Raw genomic sequence first — 15751 nt, 5'->3', positions numbered from 1 at the left:
CCTGTCGCCCTTTTCGATCAGGCGGCGCCCACAGGCAGTGTGCGCCGCCTCGTGGACATCGACAGCGGGCCGGGACGAGTTGGTCGCGCGCCGCTGCCGTCCTTCGACGAACTGCTCGGGGTCGGTGTCGAGCCAGGGAGGCGTACCGAGGCCGAAGCAATGTTCAACCCTCCGCTCGACACCGCCCACAGGCCGCAACTCCGTCACGGTGATCACCGCGACGCCTTCGAGCTGGCCGTCACCAACGCAGTCACCCCCCTCACCCGCAGCGGAGTGCTCACGGTGGACAACACGTTCAGCGTCCTCACGGCCGGCCGCCCCTCCGCACACGAAAGCTGGTGATCCAGATGAACGGAGCAGGATGGGGCGAGCAGCTAACCGCTAACGTGCTGGAGGACCGGTACGGGCTCGTCGCCGATGTCGTCGAGCCGGTGCACATGGGCACGGACACGATCAACAGGCGGGTCCTCACCGTCGACGGGCTGCGGTTGTTCGTCAAGCAGTACCCGGCGATGGCCGACCTGGACGAAGTGCGCAACGCGTGGGACATGGCGGAGTACTGCCGGGCCGCGAAACTCCCCGTTCCACGTGTGTGGCCCGACGTCGACGACAAGCTGCTCACCATCGCGGAAAACAACGCGTGGGCCGTGGTCGACGAAGCTCCCGGCCGGGTGGCTACATCGGCGATGACGGTCCCTCTCGCCGAAAACCTCGGCGTCGTCATGGGGCGCATGCACCGTGCGCTCGCCGCGTACCCGCTGCCCAAGCGCGTGCAGCACACCCGCTGGCGGACGGCATCCGTCGAGAGCGCGGTAGCGAAGTGCGACACCGTGATGGCCAGGGCCATACGGCAAGGTCACGACCGTCTTGACCAACTGCGTGTCGACCTCGACCAGCGGCGTGCTGACCTGCGCACCCACGCTGCCGGGCTACGGGGGCATCTGCCCGAGACACTGGTGGAACAGGCGCTGCACGCGGATCTCACCCGCACCAACGTGATTACCCTCGCCGATGCCGTCACGGGCATCATCGACTTCCGCTGCGCCAGCGCGACGCCGGCCTGGGAGCTGGGGCGAGCGGCGTTCGACCCACGCACGGTCGCGACCAGCACCGAGTGGACCGCCTGCGCTTTGGCCATGGTGAGCGCCTACCACTCGGAGCACCCCAGCCTCCCGATTCAAGAGGTCCGGGCCTGTGCCCGGATCGCGCTGCTGTACATGCTGTTCAGCTTCTACGGCGCCACCACCGCCGAGTACGACCTGCCTCGGGAGGCGGAGGTGGATCTGAAGCGGTACTGGAGCGAGCGTCAGACCGCCATCAGCCGCCTGCTCGGTGACCTTGAGGGCCTCGAAGACGAACTCGCCGCCCTTGGGGCGAGCGGAGGCACCTCATGAACAACCCGCTGCTTTCAACTGTGATGCATCCAAAGGGCGTTGAGCGCCAACCTCAACCGCGTACGGCATACAGGGGGACATCTTGGCGTATCGAACAGTGATCAGCATCGACGATATTCGGGCTAGGCACCGCGTGTCGGTGGAGGGCTGGAGTTGATGACCGCCATTCCGAAGCCCGCTGCCACGACCGCGCCGGCCGACGAGGCGGAGGCGTCGGATGAGGAACTGAGGTTCGTCATCCCCGGCGACCGCCGCATCGAGGCCGCCAACGCGATCACCACCCGCTCGATGGCCCAGCGCCTGCCCCAACTGATCCGCCGATCCCTTGCCTTGGGTTGGCAGGTCGACCGCTCCGCAGTCATTGCCCTGCTCGGCGTCCAGCTCCTCTCGGGGGTGCTGGAAGCGTTCGGGCTGATGGCCACCACCGGTGTGATCAAGCCCCTGATCGCCTCCCAGAACATCAGCAGCGACCAACTCCGATCCGCCGTACCGTCGCTTGTCGTCCTGTCGGTCGCCATCGGTCTGCGTGCCCTGCTCGGCATCGCCTCCAGCGCGCTGTCGGCCCGACTCGCACCGCGTATCGCCCGGGAGGCCGAACTCGAACTCCTCGACGCGGCGACCAAGGCGGAACTGGCCGCGTACGACAACCCCGGATACAACGACCGCTGGGACGCCGCCGACCGAGGTGTAGAGGTCTCCAGGGACCTTCTCACCCAAGCCCAGTACATCCTCGCGGCATCGGCATCGTTGATCGCCTCGGCATGTGTTTTGACTGCCGTGCACCCGATCCTTCTGCCGCTTCTCCTCCTGGCGGCCCTGCCGAAGGGCCTGGCCAGCGTGAGGGGGGCGCGTATCAGCTACATCGCGTCGCTCGCCACGTCGAAGGATCGGCGGCTGCTGGGCATGCTGCGCTGGTACATGGTCGACAAGACGACCGCCGACCAGATCCGCTCCGGCACCATGGCACCGTTCCTGCTCGACAAGTACCGCACGGCCGGAGCGCGGATCGACGCGATGACCGACCAGGCCACCTGGCGCTCCGCGAGAATCTCCCTCGTGGGTGGGGCCGCGGGAGGCCTCGCCCACGCCGTCGTGTGGGTGGCCCTGGCGCTGCTCGTGTCCGCCGGGCAGATCTCGGTCGCCGCTCTCGGCACCGCGTTCCTCGCGCTGAGCCGAGTCAGCGCCGGACTGGACGGGATCGTCGGCTACGGAGCCCAACTCTTCCGTACCGGCATGTACTTGGACGACTGGGCGGACTTCATCGACGAGGCCGGCGGACACCGCATCGGCCGAGGCCCTCAGGCGCCGGCCGCGCCAACCGTCGTACGCGCCGAGAACATCACCTTCCAGTACCCGAGTGCCGACCGCCCCGCCCTCGACGACGTCTCCCTGGAAGTCCGGCGCGGCGAAGTCGTCGCACTGGTGGGCGAGAACGGATCCGGCAAGACCACCCTCAGCAAGATCCTTTCGGCTCTCTACCTTCCCGATCACGGAGGAGCCGTCACCTGGGACGGCACCGACACCAGGGACCTGGACGCGCACGCCACCTGGGCACGTGTCGCCGTCGTACCGCAGTCCTACGCGAACTGGCCCCTGTCAGCGAGGGAGAATATTAACCTCGGCCAGGCCACCGAGGACGGGGACGTCGCGGTGCATGCCGCAGCGCATGCCGCAGGCGCGGACGAGGTCATCGACGAGCTGCGTAGCGGCCTCAACACCCTGCTGGCCAAGGAATGGTGGGGAGGACAGGAACTGTCCGGCGGGCAGTGGCAGAGGATCGCACTCGCCCGCGCCTTCCACAGACCAGCCGGACTGCTCGTCCTGGACGAACCGACCGCCGCCCTCGACCCCAGGGCCGAGCACCGCATCTTCACCGGCCTGCGCCGCCTCGCTGCCGACCGCGCGGTCGTCCTGGTCACGCACAGGCTCACCAACGTCACCGTCGCGGACCGCGTCGTTGTCTTGGACAAGGGGCGTGTGATCCAGCAGGGCACCCCCGACGAACTGCTGGCCCAGCACGACGGCTTGTTCCGAGAACTGTGGGATCTACAAAACGAACGCGCCGGCCGCGTACCCGCCCCGGCCGACTCCGAAGAGAACGTGCCGCTGAACCAGCCAGCCCTGTTCTGAACGATTCCCCACCACCGAGAAGGCTCCAGAGATGAGCAGAGACGACGTCGTACGAGACAAGTGGAAGCCCGGCCCGCCTGGCCCTGACGGACAGCGGTCGCGATGACAGCCAGCGCGCGACACGGGAACCGCCGGAGCACGAGCGTGGCGAGGCCGTCGTCAGCTTCGGGCCTGCCCACCACCTGGGGAGTGCCATGGCATGGGGCACGGCGCATCCAGATTTACGCCTCCACTCTGGTACCGGGGCCCTTGCAGGTCTACGGGTACCGGGAGGCCGTTCGTTCCTATCCGCTCGCCCGGGAGTGCGGTCATGACGAGGCCGTTCTTCCGAGCGGCTTACCCGTCACGTTCGTGCTTGAGGAATCGGTGCTCCACCACCAGGTCGGAGGGCACGACGTGATGTGTGCCCAGATCAGCCATCTGCTGGGAGTCGTCCACCCAGCGACGAACCACTCCGTGTCGCTGATTCCCTTGCACGCGGCCCGCACGCCGGAGGAACTCCCCATGGAGCCCTTCGTGATCATCGACAGCCGCCAGGTCGTCCTCCCTGTCACCCCGGTGCCACTCGTCCTTGAGCACCGTGAGCAGACGTCCCGTTACACCGCCGCGTTCGCCCGTCTCCATCGACTCGCCATCACCGGATGCCCGGCCTCTCAACACCTGGCCGGGCTCCTGAGCACACTCGAACCCACGCCCGCGGGCCGGACCGACATCAGGGAAGGAAGTGATCTCCCATGCGCGGCAACCGCGTGACGACCGCCGCGTTGCTCACCATCGCGGGCACGGGCATCGCCCACCTGGTCCTCAGCGAGCGACGACATCGGGACCGAACCGTGCTGGAAAGCGCGCGGATACACCAGCAGCTGCTCGCCGCCCAGGTCGAGCGTCCCGGACTCCGAGCGATCTGGGGCAGCCTGACACCGCTCGACCCCGGCGAACGCCGCCTCCACGTGCACCGCAACGCATGGGTCTCCGCCTGGGAGGCGCTGTACCGCGTCGGTGCGTTGTCGGCCGACGGTGTGCATGGTGCGGCGTGTGCCCTGTTCGCCGCGCCAGAGGGCCTGGAGTGGTGGGTCCGAGTGAGGGAAGAACGGGCTCGCGCGGCCGGCGATGAACGCGGTCGTCGCTTCCACGCGCTGATGGAGGCGGCCTACCAGGACGAAACGGGAACCGTTCTGCCGACGCTCGGCACGGGTACCGCACAGGCCCGCGGCCAGTAGCCGTCCTCCTGATGCTGCACCAGGCACTGAAGCACCATCTATACCGGTTGTGTGCGTTCCCGGAGGCCGAGGTACCCCAGCCACTCCAGAGCGAGCATCAGCGGCATCCGGAAGTCCGGGGTCCACATCGCTGGCAGGTCCGGCACCTCGAAGGACTCGGGGGTCGTCGTCAGCGAGGCGATCAGACGGTTGAGCGGGCTGCCCTCGTGAGGGGGCAGCCGCTCGGCGAACAGCTCGCACGCGGCAGTGGCGGCGTCCTTGGTATGCAGGTAATCGGCGCCCGTGGTTCGCACGTACGGCGTGACCGCATCGCGGGCCGCTAGATCATCAAGCCGCTCCTCGCGGTCGAGCACGTAGAGGAACAGCGCCAAGGTCTGGAGGGACCAGGTAGGAACCGCAGTAGGGTCCTCGGCTGGCCACCTTCGGGCGATGAGCCGCGCAGCCCGGCGTACGGCAGCGTCCCATACGGGATCGCCCTCACCGCACGCCGTTACCTGGTCGATCGTCCGCCGCAGACTCGCTTCCATATGCGCAAGGTATCCGCTCGGCAACGGCCGCAACACTTTGATCAACAGATTCCGTACGGGGATCAACTCCCGTACGGAGTCCACGTTATTGGGCCGCCACCCGTCGCTCGGAACACAGCCGGCGTCGTCGTCCTGGTGCAACGAGACACGTGAATGTCTCCGGGCTGATGGACAGTAGGGTCATCGGCATGGGAAGCGACAACCGCTGGCAACGGCGGGGCAGCCGGGTGCTCTTCGCGGGCGGACCGCAGGGCCGTATCCGGCTCACGGTCGACGAAGCGGTACGAGACCGTCGCCTACCCGTACGTCGCGACGCCGGACTTCTCTGAACTAAGGGTGCTTTGAGTCGGCTTGCGCTCTCAGAAAGACGTCACTTGAGAGTCCTGCGCCCCGTTATCGGCACGTTGAAGGTCCATGATTTCCTGAATTCAGGATTTCCTGTACTGTCGCGGTGTGCTGACTGCTGCCTCCGACATCGACGTGCTGGCCCGGTTCGGCCGCGCGCTCGCCGACCCGATCCGCTGCCGCATCCTGCTCGCGCTGCGCGAGGCCCCGGCCTATCCAGCCGATCTTGCCGACACGCTCGGCATCTCGCGCACCCGGCTCTCCAACCACCTCGCATGTCTGCGCGACTGCGGCCTGGTCGTCACCGTGCCCGACGGCCGCCGCACCCGTTACGAACTGGCGGACGATCGCCTCGGGCACGCGCTGGACGACCTGCGTGCCGCTGTGGTGGCTGTTGAGACCGACCGCACCTGCGCCGAAGCCGACGAGAAGGGATGCTGCTGATGACCGCGATATCCCTCGGCCCCTCCGCAGCCCGTCGAGACGTGCTCGCCCGCCGGATACGTCTGCTGGTCGCGGCGACCATCACCTATAACGTCATCGAGGCGGCCGTCGCCCTCACTGCCGGCACCCTCGCCTCCTCCACCGCTCTGATCGGCTTCGGCCTGGACTCGGTCATCGAGGTCTCCTCCGGCGCTGCGGTGGCCTGGCAGTTCTCCGCCCGTGAGCACGCCGTGCGCGAGGCGCGAGAGAAGACAACGCTGCGGATCATCGCGCTGTCGTTCTTCGCGCTCGCCGCCTACGTCGCTGTCGACGCCGTCCGCGCGCTCATGGGCACGGCGGAGGCCAAGAGCTCCATCCCCGGCATCGTGCTCGCCGCATTCTCCCTCGCGGTCATGCCGTTCCTCTCGGCGGCGCAACGCCGCGCGGGCCGTGAACTCGGCTCCGCCAGCGCGGTCGCCGACTCCAAGCAGACCCTGCTGTGCACGTACCTCTCCGTTGTGCTCCTGGTCGGCCTGGTCCTCAACGCCACCCTCGGCTGGTCCTGGGCCGATCCCATTGCCGCCCTCGTCATCGCAGTCATCGCCGTCAAGGAAGGCCGCAACGCCTGGCAGGGAAAGGGCTGCTGCGCGCCCTCCGCAGTGGCGGCCCCGACCGTCGACACCGAGGCGGACGGCACGTGCGGCTGCCGCCCAGACTGCGATTGCTGCAACTGACCGTCCGGAGAAACCCAGAGGAGGGACGTGGCTGACCGCGAGAGGCCCCCCAACTCTCAGTGAACTTCGTCAGCTTCCCAGCGCGAACAGGGCCGCTGCGGCGGACACCAGCGCGAGCACAACGAACAGGCCCGGAAAGCCGCCGAGAGGTCCGGCCAACGCGGCTCCCGCGAACGGCGCCAGGGCAGCAGCGATGGTGGCCGGGGCGGCCAGCAGTCCGGACAGGCGACCGTAGTGCGTCGCGCCCCACCGGTCGGTGACGGCGGTGGCTTGGAGCAGGGTGAGATTGCCGCGCACCATGCCGGCCGCGATCGCGACGCCCACCAGGAGCAGGAACGGGCCGGAGAACACCGCGAACGTAGCGGTGGTGGCCCCACCCACGGCGATGAGCATGACGGTGCGGGTCCTGGCGCCGGTGCGACGGGCGAGAGTGGCGTACAGGGTGCGGCCGAGGGTCTGTCCTGCGCCGCCCAGGCCGAGGGCCCAGGCTGCGGCGGTGGGGCTGGCGCCGCGCGTGATCAGCAGGGGCACGAGGGCGATGACGACGGCGTACATGGCGAAGCTGTTCAGCGTGAGCGCGGTGGCGAGCATCAGGAACGGTCGACTGCGGGTCACCGAGCCACTGGGGGTGTGCCGTTGGGAGGGCGGCTTCGGCGCGGGCGGCCAGGGTCCTCGAAGCGCCAAGGCGTGAGCGGGGACGGTTACGACGGCCAGGATCAGCGCGAGTACGACGTACGTGCTTCGCCAGCTCAGGTACTCGGCGAGCGTGGCGGTCAGCGGGGCGAAGACGGTGGAGGCCAGGCCGCCGGCGAGCGTGACGATGGTGAGGGCGCGGATGCGGTCTCTTCCCCACCAGCGAGTGAGGGCAGCGAAGGCGGGCTGGTAGAAGGTGGCGGCCATGGCCACGCCGGCCAGCAGCCAGGCGGCGGTGAAGGCCGCGAGGCTGTGCGCGTAGGCGATGGCCAGCACGGCGACGACGCCCAGCACGGAGCCGGTGGTCATCACGGCGCGCGGGCCGCGGCGGTCGAGGATCCGCCCGACGGGGATGCCGGTGAGGGCGGAGACCAGGAGCGCGCCCGAGAAGGCGGCCGTGGTAGCGGTGGCTGACCAGCCCGTGGCCGCAGTGATCTGCGGATTCAGAACGGGGAAGGCGTAGTAGACGACGCCCCAACTGGTGATCTGGGTGGCGCACAGGGCGGGCAGAGCGCCGCGAGGCCGTGACCGGTCCCCTGCTCCGGTCACGGCCTCGCTGGCACAGAGGTCGGTCATCGGCGGATCAGCAGCAGCCGCCCGCAGCAACCGGTTCCTTCGCGCCGGTGCCGGCCTCGACCGGGCCGGCGCAGCAGGTGCTGCCCTGCTGCTTGGCCAGGGAGTCGGCGTCGGCCTTGACGACGTACACCTCCCAGGGTTCCTGGCCAGGGCCGTGGACCCAGACCTTGTCCTGGACGGCGTAGCAACAGGTGGTGTCGTCCTCGACGTCGGTGACCAGGCCCGCCTCGCCCAGGCGGGCGGTGGCGGCGTGGACCGCCTCGGTCGTCTCGACCTCCACCCCGAGGTGGTCCATGCGGGTCGCCTCGCCCGCGGCGCCTTCGATCAGAACGAGCTTGAGCGGGGGTTCGGCGATGGCGAAGTTGGCGTAGCCGTCGCGGAGTTTGGCGGGCTCGGTGCCGAACAGCTTGCTGTAGAAGGCCACGGATGCGGCGAGGTCGGGGACGCGCAGGGCGAGTTGTACGCGGGACATGGCGAACCTCCTTGGAAAGGTGGGGAGTTCAGCAGCCGCCGGACGCGGTTGCGGGGGTGCCGATGCCGATCTGCAGGGTGGCCGGGGCGGCGCAGCAGCCGCCGCCTTCACTGCTCTGGGCGGCGTCGGGGTCGTCGAACAGGCCCGCGCCACCGCACACGCCCGTCTCCGGGAGGGTCAGCTCCACGCGCTCGGCGGCTTCCTGGTCGCCGGCGAGTGCGGCGGCGATGGAGCGGACCTGCTCGTAGCCGGTCATGGCGAGGAACGTGGGCGCGCGGCCGTAGGACTTCATGCCGACCAGGTAGACGCCCTGCTCCGGATGAGAAAGCTCGTTTACGCCGTGTGGGTAGACCGTGCCGCAGGAGTGGACGTTCGGGTCGATGAGCGGGGCGAGGGCGGTGGGGGCCTGGAGGCGGTCGTCGAGGCCGAGGCGGAGTTCGGAGAGGAAGGACAGGTCGGGGCGGAAGCCGGTCAGCACGATGACCTCGTCGACCGGGTCCAGGCGGCGCCTGTCCTCGGCGACGAGAACCAGCTGGTCGCCGTCGCGCTCCACAGCCTGTGTACGGAAACCGGTGACCGCGCTCGCGTGGCCGGCCTCGACTGCTTCCTTCGCGCGCAGACCCAGTGCGCCGCGTGCGGGCAGTTCGTCCGCCTCGCCACCGCCGTAGGTGCTCGCGCCGATGCCCCGGCGCAGGATCCACGCGGCGTGGGTCCCGTCCGCCTCCTTGGCCAGGTCGGCGAGGTAGGCGAGGGCGGTGAAAGCGGAGGCGCCCGAGCCGATGACGGCGGTGCGCTTGCCCGCGTAGCGGGAGCGTACGGCTGGGTCGCTCAGGTTCGGGACCTGGTAGGAGATGCGGTCGGCGGCTGTCTTCTCGCCGAGGGCGGGCAGGCCGTCCGCGCCGGCGGGGCTGGGGGTGGACCAGGTGCCGGAGGCGTCGATGACGGCGCGGGCGGTGAGCAGTTCCTCGCGGCCGTCGGCGGACTGGAGGTGGACGGTGAAGGGCTGCTCGTCGCGGCCGGAGTCCACGATCCGGTCCCGGCCCGCGCGGGCGATACCGGTGACCGTGGCGCCGTAGCGGACCCTGTCACCGAGGACGTCGGCAAGCGGCTGCAGGTACTTCCCGGCCCAGTCGCCGCCGGTGGGGTAGGTGGCGGAGTCGGGGCGGACCCAGCCGGTCGGGGCGAGGAGCTTCTCGGCGGCCGGGTCGACGACCTCGGCCCAGGGAGAGAACAGGCGCACATGCGACCAGGCCCGCACCGCGGTGCCGGCGGCCGGCCCGGACTCCAGGACGAGCGGTTCGAGCCCGCGCTCGACAAGGCGGGCGGCGGCGGCCAGACCGACGGGGCCGGCCCCGATGACCACGACGGGCAGCTGGTCGATGGTGGGCGCGTTCACGAGGTTCCCCTTTGTTTTGACGTTTGTCGATGTCTTCTCCGCCCAGGGTGACACCTGATTAGATGGCAGTCAACATAGACATTCATCGAATCTGAATGGGCGACACGCTCTCGCCAGGCTGGTTCGATGTATGTCAACATAGATGCATGTCGAATACGAAACTGCTGCCACTGCTGGAGCCCGAGGTCTCCCAGACCGTGGTGCCGTGCTGCCCTCCGCTGACCGAGCGCCCCTTCACGGCCGGTGAGGCCGAGACGGCCGCGCGGATGTTCAAGGCGCTCGGCGACCCGGTGCGGCTGCGGCTGTTCTCGTCGGTGGCCTCGCACGAGGGCGGTGAGGCGTGCGTGTGCGACATCTCCGACGTCGGGGTGTCCCAGCCGACCGTCTCCCACCACTTGAAGAAGCTCAAGGAGGCCGGGCTGCTCTCCTCGGAGCGGCGTGGCACGTGGGTGTACTACCGGGTGGAGCCGGCGGTCCTCGCTGCGATGGGTCAGCTGCTGACCAAGGCCGCGCCAGCCACCTGACCTGCGTGGATCAGCTCGCCCGCATCCTGAGATTCCACAGCTTGCCGGTGCGTGGGATCAGTCGTGGCGGGCGAGCTTGACCGCGGAAACAAGCAAGATCAGGGCCAGTACTGGAATGAGCACCAGGTCCGAGAGGACGCCGATCAGCAGGACGCCCAGCATCGCACCGGCGACCGAACCCGCGGCCATGACCCCGGTGAAGCGGCGGTTGGCACCCAGCACGGCGAAGCTGCCGTCACGGCTGTAGCGGGCGAAGGCCACCAGCATCGTCGGCAACGACACCAGCAGGGACAGGCTGCCCGCGGTCTTGATGTCCACCGCGAACAGCAGCACGATCGTCGGGATCAGCAGCTCACCCCCGGCCACACCCATGACCGCCGCGACCACCCCGATCCCGAAGCCCGCCACGACCCCGCAGGGCACCCGGGCCCGCAGCGGCAGCACGAGCGTCTCCACGGTCGTGAGGTGCGTGGCCATCAGGGCGGCAGCCATGAGCACCATCAACGCCGCCAGCACCTTGTACAGGGTGGAGCTGCGCATCCGCACCGCCCACGAGGCCCCGGCCCAGGCGCCCAGCAGACTCCCGGCCAGCAAGTTGACCGCGACGGACCAGTGCGCGGCCACTTCAGAGGCGGAGACGGCTGCCAGGCGGGCGGGCAGCGCGGCCAGGACCACGACCAGGCTCATCGCCTTGTTCAGGATGACCGCGGCGAGCGCGGCGAACCCGAACAAGCCGATCAGCAGCGGCAGGCGGAACTCCGCGCCGCCCAGACCGATCATCCCGCCCAGCACGCCGATGCCTGCTCCCGCGCCGAACACCAAGGGCGTCGCGTGTATCGAACGTGCGGGAGCGAGATCCCTGCCGGTGGTCATGATGGGCATCTTTGCTGGCAGCGACCCCTGCCCGCTACGGCGCCTACTCACCTTTCAGGGAAAGACACCAGCCGCACTCCGCGCGGTGGAGGGCTTCGAACCGGCTCGCCAGCTCCTGGCGGGCGGTCGAGGCGTATCCGATCCGGTTTCGAGAGGACTTCCGCGAACGGCGACCTGTGGAAACGTGATCACTCCGGGGCCCGCGCGCCCGTCCCGTCCCGGGAGTCGCGGAACATGACCGCTTACTGCCGGACCGCGGCCGGCGCCGCTTCGGCCGCGGGGGCGTCGCGCAGGCCGAGTCGTAGGTGCTCGACGTGGAAGAGGGCCTGTTCCAACAGCTCGGCGACGTGGTTGTCGTAGAGGGCGTAGACGATGGAACGGCCGTGGCGTTCTCCGGTGACGAGTCCGAGGTTGCGCAGCAGGCGGAGCTGGTGGGAGCAGGCGGAGGCTTCCATGCCCACGGCCTCGGCGAGGTCGCCGACCGCGCAGGGCCCTTCCTGGAGGCGGGCCAGGATGTACAGCCGCGAGGGGGTGGCCAGGGCCTGGAGGGTGGCGGCGACGTCGGTGGCGCCCGCCGCGTCCAGGCGTTCGCGGGGGGTGGCGTGGTTCTTGTCGTCGGCTCCGTGACCCATGCCGCCCATCCTACCGACCACATGTGAAGACCTGTTCAGATATTCCTGTACGGTGGATGTGTCGCCGCCTTCCGCCCCTGAAGGGTTGTTTTGTCATGTCTTCTGACCTGCTCCAGCGCCCCGAACGGGCCGCTCCGGCCGCCTCGCGTACAGCGCCGAAGCGCCGTACCCGGGTGTTCGCGCTGGCCGAGGCGCGCTGGGCTGCCGCGGCGCTGGTGCTGTTCCTGATCGCGCTGCCGCTCCAGCTGGCCGGCGCACCCGCCTGGGCGTGGGGTCCGCTGTACGCCGCCGCGTACGTCACCGGCGGGTGGGAGCCGGCCTGGGCGGGGCTGACGGCGCTGCGGGAGAAGACCCTGGATGTGGACCTGCTGATGATCGTGGCCGCGATCGGGGCGGCCTCGATCGGGCAGGTGATGGACGGTGCGCTGCTGATCGTCATCTTCGCCACCTCCGGCGCCCTGGAGGCGCTGGCGACCGCCCGCACCCAGGACGCGGTGCGCGGGCTGCTCGACCTCGCCCCCGCCACCGCGACCCGGCTGGCCGATGACGGGAGCGAGGAGAGCGTCGCGACCGGGGACCTGGTGGTCGGCGACATGATCCTGGTCCGGCCCGGGGAGCGGGTCGGTGCGGACGGCCGGGTACTGGACGGGGCCAGCGACGTCGACCAAGCCACCATCACCGGCGAGCCCCTGCCGGTCGCGAAGGAGATGGGGGACGAGGTCTTCGCCGGGACGCTGAACGGCACCGGTGCCGTGCGGGTCAAGGTCGAGCGGGACGCTTCGGACTCGGTGATCGCCCGTATCGTGGCGATGGTCGAGGAGGCTTCCGCTACCAAGGCGCCCACCCAGCTGTTCATCGAGAAGGTCGAGCAGCGGTACAGCCTGGGCATGGTCGTCGCGACCCTGGCCGTCTTCCTGATCCCCCTGGCATTCGGCGGAGATCTCACTGGCTCGTTGCTGCGGGCGATGACCTTCATGATCGTGGCCTCGCCGTGCGCGGTGGTCCTGGCGACGATGCCGCCGCTGCTCTCGGCCATCGCCAACGCAGGACGCCACGGCGTCCTGGTGAAGTCCGCCGTCGTCATGGAGCGTCTCGGGCAGGTCGACGCGGTCGCCCTGGACAAGACCGGCACCCTCACCGAGGGCACTCCCCGCGTCACCGACATCCGCCCCCTGGACGGCTCCGGGCTGGACGAGGGCACCCTGCTTATGCTCGCGGCTGCCGCCGAACACCCCAGCGAACACCCCCTGGCCCGCGCTGTCGTCGACGTCGCCCGCGCCCGGGGCCTGGCCATCGCCGACATACGGGACTTCACCTCCACTCCCGGCATCGGTGTCACCGCCACCGTCGGCGGCCACACGGTTGCGGTCGGCGCCCCCGGCCGCCTCCTCGACGGCCGCGACCTCGGCAGCGGCTCGGCTCGCGCCGCAGAGGTCGCGGCCGAGCTGGAGGACGGCGGCCACACCGCCGTCCTGGTCCTGCGCGACAGCATCCCGGTCGGGGTGTTGGGCATCGCCGACCGGCTGCGTCCCGACGCCGCCACCACGGTCGCTTCCCTGACCGCGCTGACCGGCAGTACCCCGATACTGGTCACCGGCGACAACCCCCGCGCCGCCACCCGTCTCGCCGCTGAGGTCGGCATCACCGCGGACGACGTCCACGCCGGCCTCCTGCCGCAGGACAAAGTCGAGGCGGTACGCCGCCTGGAGGCCCGAGGGCGCAAGGTGCTGGTCATCGGCGACGGTGTCAACGACGCCCCCGCGCTGGCCGCCGCCCACACCGGCATCGCCATGGGCCGCGCCGGCTCCGACCTCGCCCTGGAGACCGCCGACGCCGTCATCGTCCGCGACGAACTCGCCACCATGCCCACCGTCGTGAGCCTGTCGCGGGCCGCCCGGCGCCTGGTGGTGCAGAACCTGGTCATCGCCGCAGTGTTCATCTCCGGCCTGGTCATCTGGGACCTGGTGGGACACCTGCCGCTGCCGCTCGGTGTGCTCGGCCACGAGGGCTCGACCGTCATCGTCGGCCTCAACGGCCTGCGGCTGCTGCGCGACGCAGCCTGGAACCGCGCAGCGAAGGACGTGCAGTGAGCCGCCGCGCCAAGAAGGCCGCCCCCAGCCCGGGGGCGGCCCGGCCGACCGTCACCGTCTGCCGCGGCTGCTGCTGCGGCACCCCGGCCAAGGTGCCGCGCCTCGACCACGAAGCCCAGCTCACCGACCCGCGCAGCCAGCTGGCCGCAGTCGCGATGGTCCGGCGAACCGACTGCCTCGACGCGTGCGAGCGTGCCAACGTCATCGTCATCCAGCCCTCGGCCGAAGGCCGCAAGGCCGGCGGACGCCCGGTATGGCTCGGGCAGGTGAACGACCCCGGCGCCGCTGCCGACATCGCTGCCTGGGTCAGGGACGGCGGCCCCGGCCTCGCCGAGGCGCCCGGCATCCTCGACCTCTACACGTTCAGCCCGTCCCGACGCGTCCGCCACGAACTCGAAGACTGACCCGCCCCTGGCCGGGGCGCTGTCGCATCCAGCCACGCGCAGTAATCTTCGTGTCCTGCCCGGTGCTCTCCAGCCGCTGCGTCATCTGCTTCCGCGCCGCGTCCAACGCGCCGACCAGCGCGGCCACGTGCTCCTCGACGGGCACGTCCAAGCTCTGCCCGGCCAGGACGTCCTCCCACACGGCTTGGTCCTGTCGGTCACTCGGCCGATCGTCCGGGCATGAAGATGAGCGCGACCAGAGCCAGCCCGACCACGCCGCCGACGATCTGCATTCCGATGAAACCCAGGACCGAGCCGGGTGCGATGCCGGCGAAGGTGTCGGTGAAGGCACGGCCGATGGTCACGGCCGGGTTGGCGAAGGACGTCGACGAGGTGAACCAGTAGGCGGCGCCGATGTAGGAGGCGACGGCCACGGGCGCGTACTGCAGGCGGTTGGCGCGGGCCAGGCCGAAGATCAGCAGGATCAGACCCGCGGTGGCGACGACTTCGCCGAGGAGCAGGTGTCCGGCGGAGCGGTCGTGGGTGGACCACTTCACGAGGGGCTCGGCGAACATCGCGTCCGCGAGGATCGCGCCCGCGATCGCGCCGATGATCTGCGCGGGTACGTACACGGCCACCTCGCGCGGGGTGACCCCGGGACCGCCGCGTCGCGCTGTCCACCACTCGGCCAGCGTGACGACCGGGTTGAAGTGCGCGCCGGAGACCGGGCCGAGCAGGAGGATCAGGATGCCGAGGCCGAAGACGGTGGCCGTGGAGTTGGCCAGCAGTTGCAGGCCGACGTCCTTCGTCAGTTCGGTGGCCTGGATGCCGGAGCCGACCACGATCGCCACCAGCAGGGCGGTGCCTATGAGTTCGGCGGCGGCCCGGGCGACCAGGGGAGTACGTGGCGGGGTGGCACCCGGCGCGGACCCGACGGAGCCGGGTGCTGGAGCGGTTGTCGCGGACTCCGCGGTCGGGGCGGCTTCGGCGGCGGTCATGGGCAGGCCCTCTTGTTCTCGGCGGCGGCGCGGGCGGACTCGGCCAGGTCGGCGAACTGGCCGGCGAGTGAGGCGATGACCTCGGGCTTGAGCCGGTAGTAGATGTACCGGCCGCACGGCTCCGTCTCGACGACCCCGGCCTCGCGCAGCACCTTCAGATGGTTGGAGAGGTTGGTCTGCCGAGCGCCGGTCTCCTCCACCAGGTGGGTGGTGCACAGCGTCTCTTTGGCGAGCAGGGTCACGATCCGGAGCCTGAGCGGATCGGCCAGAACCCGGATCAGATCAGTGTCGACTGACGTCATCATGGACTGATACTGTCACATCAGTGGTGGCTGACACCA

20 protein-coding genes are annotated in these 15751 nt (G+C 69.9%); 11 read left to right on the top strand and 9 right to left on the bottom strand.

Annotation, left to right across the window (positions count from 1 at the left end):
* Window positions 1–51: 51 nt before the first annotated feature.
* From JHN45_RS15860 to JHN45_RS15840, 5 genes are all read left to right on the top strand, one after another.
* Window positions 52–342, top strand: a complete 291-nt coding sequence (locus JHN45_RS15860) for a hypothetical protein (RefSeq protein WP_201049447.1) — start codon at window positions 52–54, stop codon at window positions 340–342.
* Between the two features lie 5 nt (window positions 343–347).
* Window positions 348–1394, top strand: a complete 1047-nt coding sequence (locus JHN45_RS15855; protein ID WP_201049446.1) for a phosphotransferase enzyme family protein — start codon at window positions 348–350, stop codon at window positions 1392–1394.
* 156 nt (window positions 1395–1550) lie between these two features.
* Complete coding sequence (locus JHN45_RS15850; RefSeq protein WP_201049445.1) at window positions 1551–3524, top strand: ATP-binding cassette domain-containing protein; 1974 nt, start codon at window positions 1551–1553, stop codon at window positions 3522–3524.
* A gap of 102 nt (window positions 3525–3626) precedes the next feature.
* Window positions 3627–4277, top strand: coding sequence for a Scr1 family TA system antitoxin-like transcriptional regulator (locus tag JHN45_RS52980; RefSeq protein ID WP_236583716.1), 651 nt, complete (start codon window positions 3627–3629; stop codon window positions 4275–4277).
* Window positions 4259–4744 (top strand): DUF6082 family protein, encoded by a 486-nt coding sequence (locus JHN45_RS15840; protein WP_201049443.1) that lies wholly within the window; start codon window positions 4259–4261, stop codon window positions 4742–4744. Before JHN45_RS52980 ends, JHN45_RS15840 begins: the two co-directional genes overlap by 19 nt.
* A 38-nt stretch (window positions 4745–4782) precedes the next feature.
* Here JHN45_RS15840 and JHN45_RS15835 read toward each other — a convergent pair whose 3' ends face one another.
* On the bottom strand, window positions 4783–5115 hold the full coding sequence (locus tag JHN45_RS15835; RefSeq protein WP_201049442.1) for a hypothetical protein: 333 nt from the start codon (window positions 5113–5115) through the stop codon (window positions 4783–4785).
* A gap of 344 nt (window positions 5116–5459) precedes the next feature.
* Between JHN45_RS15835 and JHN45_RS15830 the strand changes: the two genes are divergently transcribed.
* From JHN45_RS15830 to JHN45_RS15820, 3 genes are all read left to right on the top strand, one after another.
* The gene (locus JHN45_RS15830; RefSeq protein ID WP_201049441.1) at window positions 5460–5600 is read left to right on the top strand and encodes a hypothetical protein; all 141 of its coding nucleotides are present in this window, start codon (window positions 5460–5462) and stop codon (window positions 5598–5600) included.
* A gap of 124 nt (window positions 5601–5724) precedes the next feature.
* Window positions 5725–6060, top strand: a complete 336-nt coding sequence (locus JHN45_RS15825; protein WP_201049440.1) for a helix-turn-helix transcriptional regulator — start codon at window positions 5725–5727, stop codon at window positions 6058–6060.
* The gene (locus JHN45_RS15820) at window positions 6051–6773 is read left to right on the top strand and encodes a cation transporter (protein ID WP_201049439.1); all 723 of its coding nucleotides are present in this window, start codon (window positions 6051–6053) and stop codon (window positions 6771–6773) included. The genes JHN45_RS15825 and JHN45_RS15820 overlap by 10 nt, the downstream gene beginning before the upstream one ends.
* A 69-nt stretch (window positions 6774–6842) precedes the next feature.
* Here JHN45_RS15820 and JHN45_RS15815 read toward each other — a convergent pair whose 3' ends face one another.
* From JHN45_RS15815 to JHN45_RS15805, 3 genes are read right to left on the bottom strand one after another with little or no spacing between them, the layout of a single operon-like run.
* Window positions 6843–8042, bottom strand: coding sequence for an MFS transporter (locus JHN45_RS15815; protein WP_201049438.1), 1200 nt, complete (start codon window positions 8040–8042; stop codon window positions 6843–6845).
* A 7-nt stretch (window positions 8043–8049) separates the two neighbouring features.
* Window positions 8050–8514: an ArsI/CadI family heavy metal resistance metalloenzyme gene (locus JHN45_RS15810; RefSeq protein ID WP_201049437.1), complete on the bottom strand. Its 465-nt coding sequence runs from the start codon at window positions 8512–8514 to the stop codon at window positions 8050–8052.
* Between the two features lie 28 nt (window positions 8515–8542).
* The gene (locus JHN45_RS15805) at window positions 8543–9910 is read right to left on the bottom strand and encodes an NAD(P)-binding domain-containing protein (RefSeq protein WP_201049435.1); all 1368 of its coding nucleotides are present in this window, start codon (window positions 9908–9910) and stop codon (window positions 8543–8545) included.
* A 146-nt stretch (window positions 9911–10056) separates the two neighbouring features.
* On the opposite strand from JHN45_RS15805, the gene JHN45_RS15800 reads away from it, so the two are divergent.
* On the top strand, window positions 10057–10434 hold the full coding sequence (locus JHN45_RS15800) for a helix-turn-helix transcriptional regulator (RefSeq protein WP_201049433.1): 378 nt from the start codon (window positions 10057–10059) through the stop codon (window positions 10432–10434).
* Between the two features lie 57 nt (window positions 10435–10491).
* Here the strand turns inward: JHN45_RS15800 and JHN45_RS15795 are convergent, their stop codons facing one another.
* Together JHN45_RS15795 and JHN45_RS15790 are read right to left on the bottom strand one after the other, a co-directional pair.
* Window positions 10492–11307 carry a sulfite exporter TauE/SafE family protein gene (locus JHN45_RS15795; protein WP_201049431.1) on the bottom strand — a complete coding sequence of 272 codons (816 nt, stop codon included), beginning with the start codon at window positions 11305–11307 and terminating at the stop codon, window positions 10492–10494.
* Between the two features lie 242 nt (window positions 11308–11549).
* Window positions 11550–11939, bottom strand: a complete 390-nt coding sequence (locus JHN45_RS15790; protein ID WP_201049430.1) for a metalloregulator ArsR/SmtB family transcription factor — start codon at window positions 11937–11939, stop codon at window positions 11550–11552.
* Between the two features lie 95 nt (window positions 11940–12034).
* On the opposite strand from JHN45_RS15790, the gene JHN45_RS15785 reads away from it, so the two are divergent.
* The gene (locus JHN45_RS15785; protein WP_201049428.1) at window positions 12035–14029 is read left to right on the top strand and encodes a heavy metal translocating P-type ATPase; all 1995 of its coding nucleotides are present in this window, start codon (window positions 12035–12037) and stop codon (window positions 14027–14029) included.
* Window positions 14026–14433, top strand: coding sequence for a (2Fe-2S) ferredoxin domain-containing protein (locus tag JHN45_RS15780; RefSeq protein ID WP_201049426.1), 408 nt, complete (start codon window positions 14026–14028; stop codon window positions 14431–14433). Before JHN45_RS15785 ends, JHN45_RS15780 begins: the two co-directional genes overlap by 4 nt.
* Here the strand turns inward: JHN45_RS15780 and JHN45_RS15775 are convergent.
* From JHN45_RS15775 to JHN45_RS15765, 3 genes are read right to left on the bottom strand one after another with little or no spacing between them, the layout of a single operon-like run.
* Window positions 14393–14614, bottom strand: a complete 222-nt coding sequence (locus JHN45_RS15775; RefSeq protein ID WP_201049425.1) for a hypothetical protein — start codon at window positions 14612–14614, stop codon at window positions 14393–14395. The two genes, JHN45_RS15780 and JHN45_RS15775, sit on opposite strands and share 41 nt — an antisense overlap.
* Before the next feature lie 16 nt (window positions 14615–14630).
* On the bottom strand, window positions 14631–15410 hold the full coding sequence (locus JHN45_RS15770; protein WP_201049423.1) for an MIP/aquaporin family protein: 780 nt from the start codon (window positions 15408–15410) through the stop codon (window positions 14631–14633).
* Window positions 15407–15715 (bottom strand): helix-turn-helix transcriptional regulator, encoded by a 309-nt coding sequence (locus tag JHN45_RS15765; RefSeq protein WP_201049422.1) that lies wholly within the window; start codon window positions 15713–15715, stop codon window positions 15407–15409. The genes JHN45_RS15770 and JHN45_RS15765 overlap by 4 nt, the downstream gene beginning before the upstream one ends.
* Window positions 15716–15751: the final 36 nt, after the last annotated feature.

This window comes from Streptomyces sp. MBT53 (genome assembly GCF_016654115.1).
GTDB lineage: Bacteria > Actinomycetota > Actinomycetes > Streptomycetales > Streptomycetaceae > Streptomyces.
The sequence above is the reverse complement of the archived record's forward strand: the minus strand, read 5'-3'. Positions and strand labels throughout refer to the sequence as shown.

Bases quoted from the DNA above. Each gene is read 5' to 3' on its own strand.
- JHN45_RS15815 (WP_201049438.1), bottom strand. From the start codon at position 8,042: ATGACCGACCTCTGTGCCAGCGAGGCCGTGACCGGAGCAGGGGACCGG.
- JHN45_RS15810 (WP_201049437.1), bottom strand. From the start codon at position 8,514: ATGTCCCGCGTACAACTCGCCCTGCGCGTCCCCGACCTCGCCGCATCC.
- JHN45_RS15850 (WP_201049445.1), top strand. From the start codon at position 1,551: ATGACCGCCATTCCGAAGCCCGCTGCCACGACCGCGCCGGCCGACGAG.
- JHN45_RS15800 (WP_201049433.1), top strand. From the start codon at position 10,057: ATGTCGAATACGAAACTGCTGCCACTGCTGGAGCCCGAGGTCTCCCAG.
- JHN45_RS15840 (WP_201049443.1), top strand. From the start codon at position 4,259: ATGCGCGGCAACCGCGTGACGACCGCCGCGTTGCTCACCATCGCGGGC.
- JHN45_RS15795 (WP_201049431.1), bottom strand. From the start codon at position 11,307: ATGACCACCGGCAGGGATCTCGCTCCCGCACGTTCGATACACGCGACG.
- JHN45_RS15765 (WP_201049422.1), bottom strand. From the start codon at position 15,715: ATGATGACGTCAGTCGACACTGATCTGATCCGGGTTCTGGCCGATCCG.
- JHN45_RS15855 (WP_201049446.1), top strand. From the start codon at position 348: ATGAACGGAGCAGGATGGGGCGAGCAGCTAACCGCTAACGTGCTGGAG.
- JHN45_RS15820 (WP_201049439.1), top strand. From the start codon at position 6,051: ATGCTGCTGATGACCGCGATATCCCTCGGCCCCTCCGCAGCCCGTCGA.
- JHN45_RS15790 (WP_201049430.1), bottom strand. From the start codon at position 11,939: ATGGGTCACGGAGCCGACGACAAGAACCACGCCACCCCCCGCGAACGC.
- JHN45_RS15770 (WP_201049423.1), bottom strand. From the start codon at position 15,410: ATGACCGCCGCCGAAGCCGCCCCGACCGCGGAGTCCGCGACAACCGCT.
- JHN45_RS15830 (WP_201049441.1), top strand. From the start codon at position 5,460: ATGGGAAGCGACAACCGCTGGCAACGGCGGGGCAGCCGGGTGCTCTTC.
- JHN45_RS52980 (WP_236583716.1), top strand. From the start codon at position 3,627: ATGACAGCCAGCGCGCGACACGGGAACCGCCGGAGCACGAGCGTGGCG.
- JHN45_RS15785 (WP_201049428.1), top strand. From the start codon at position 12,035: ATGTCTTCTGACCTGCTCCAGCGCCCCGAACGGGCCGCTCCGGCCGCC.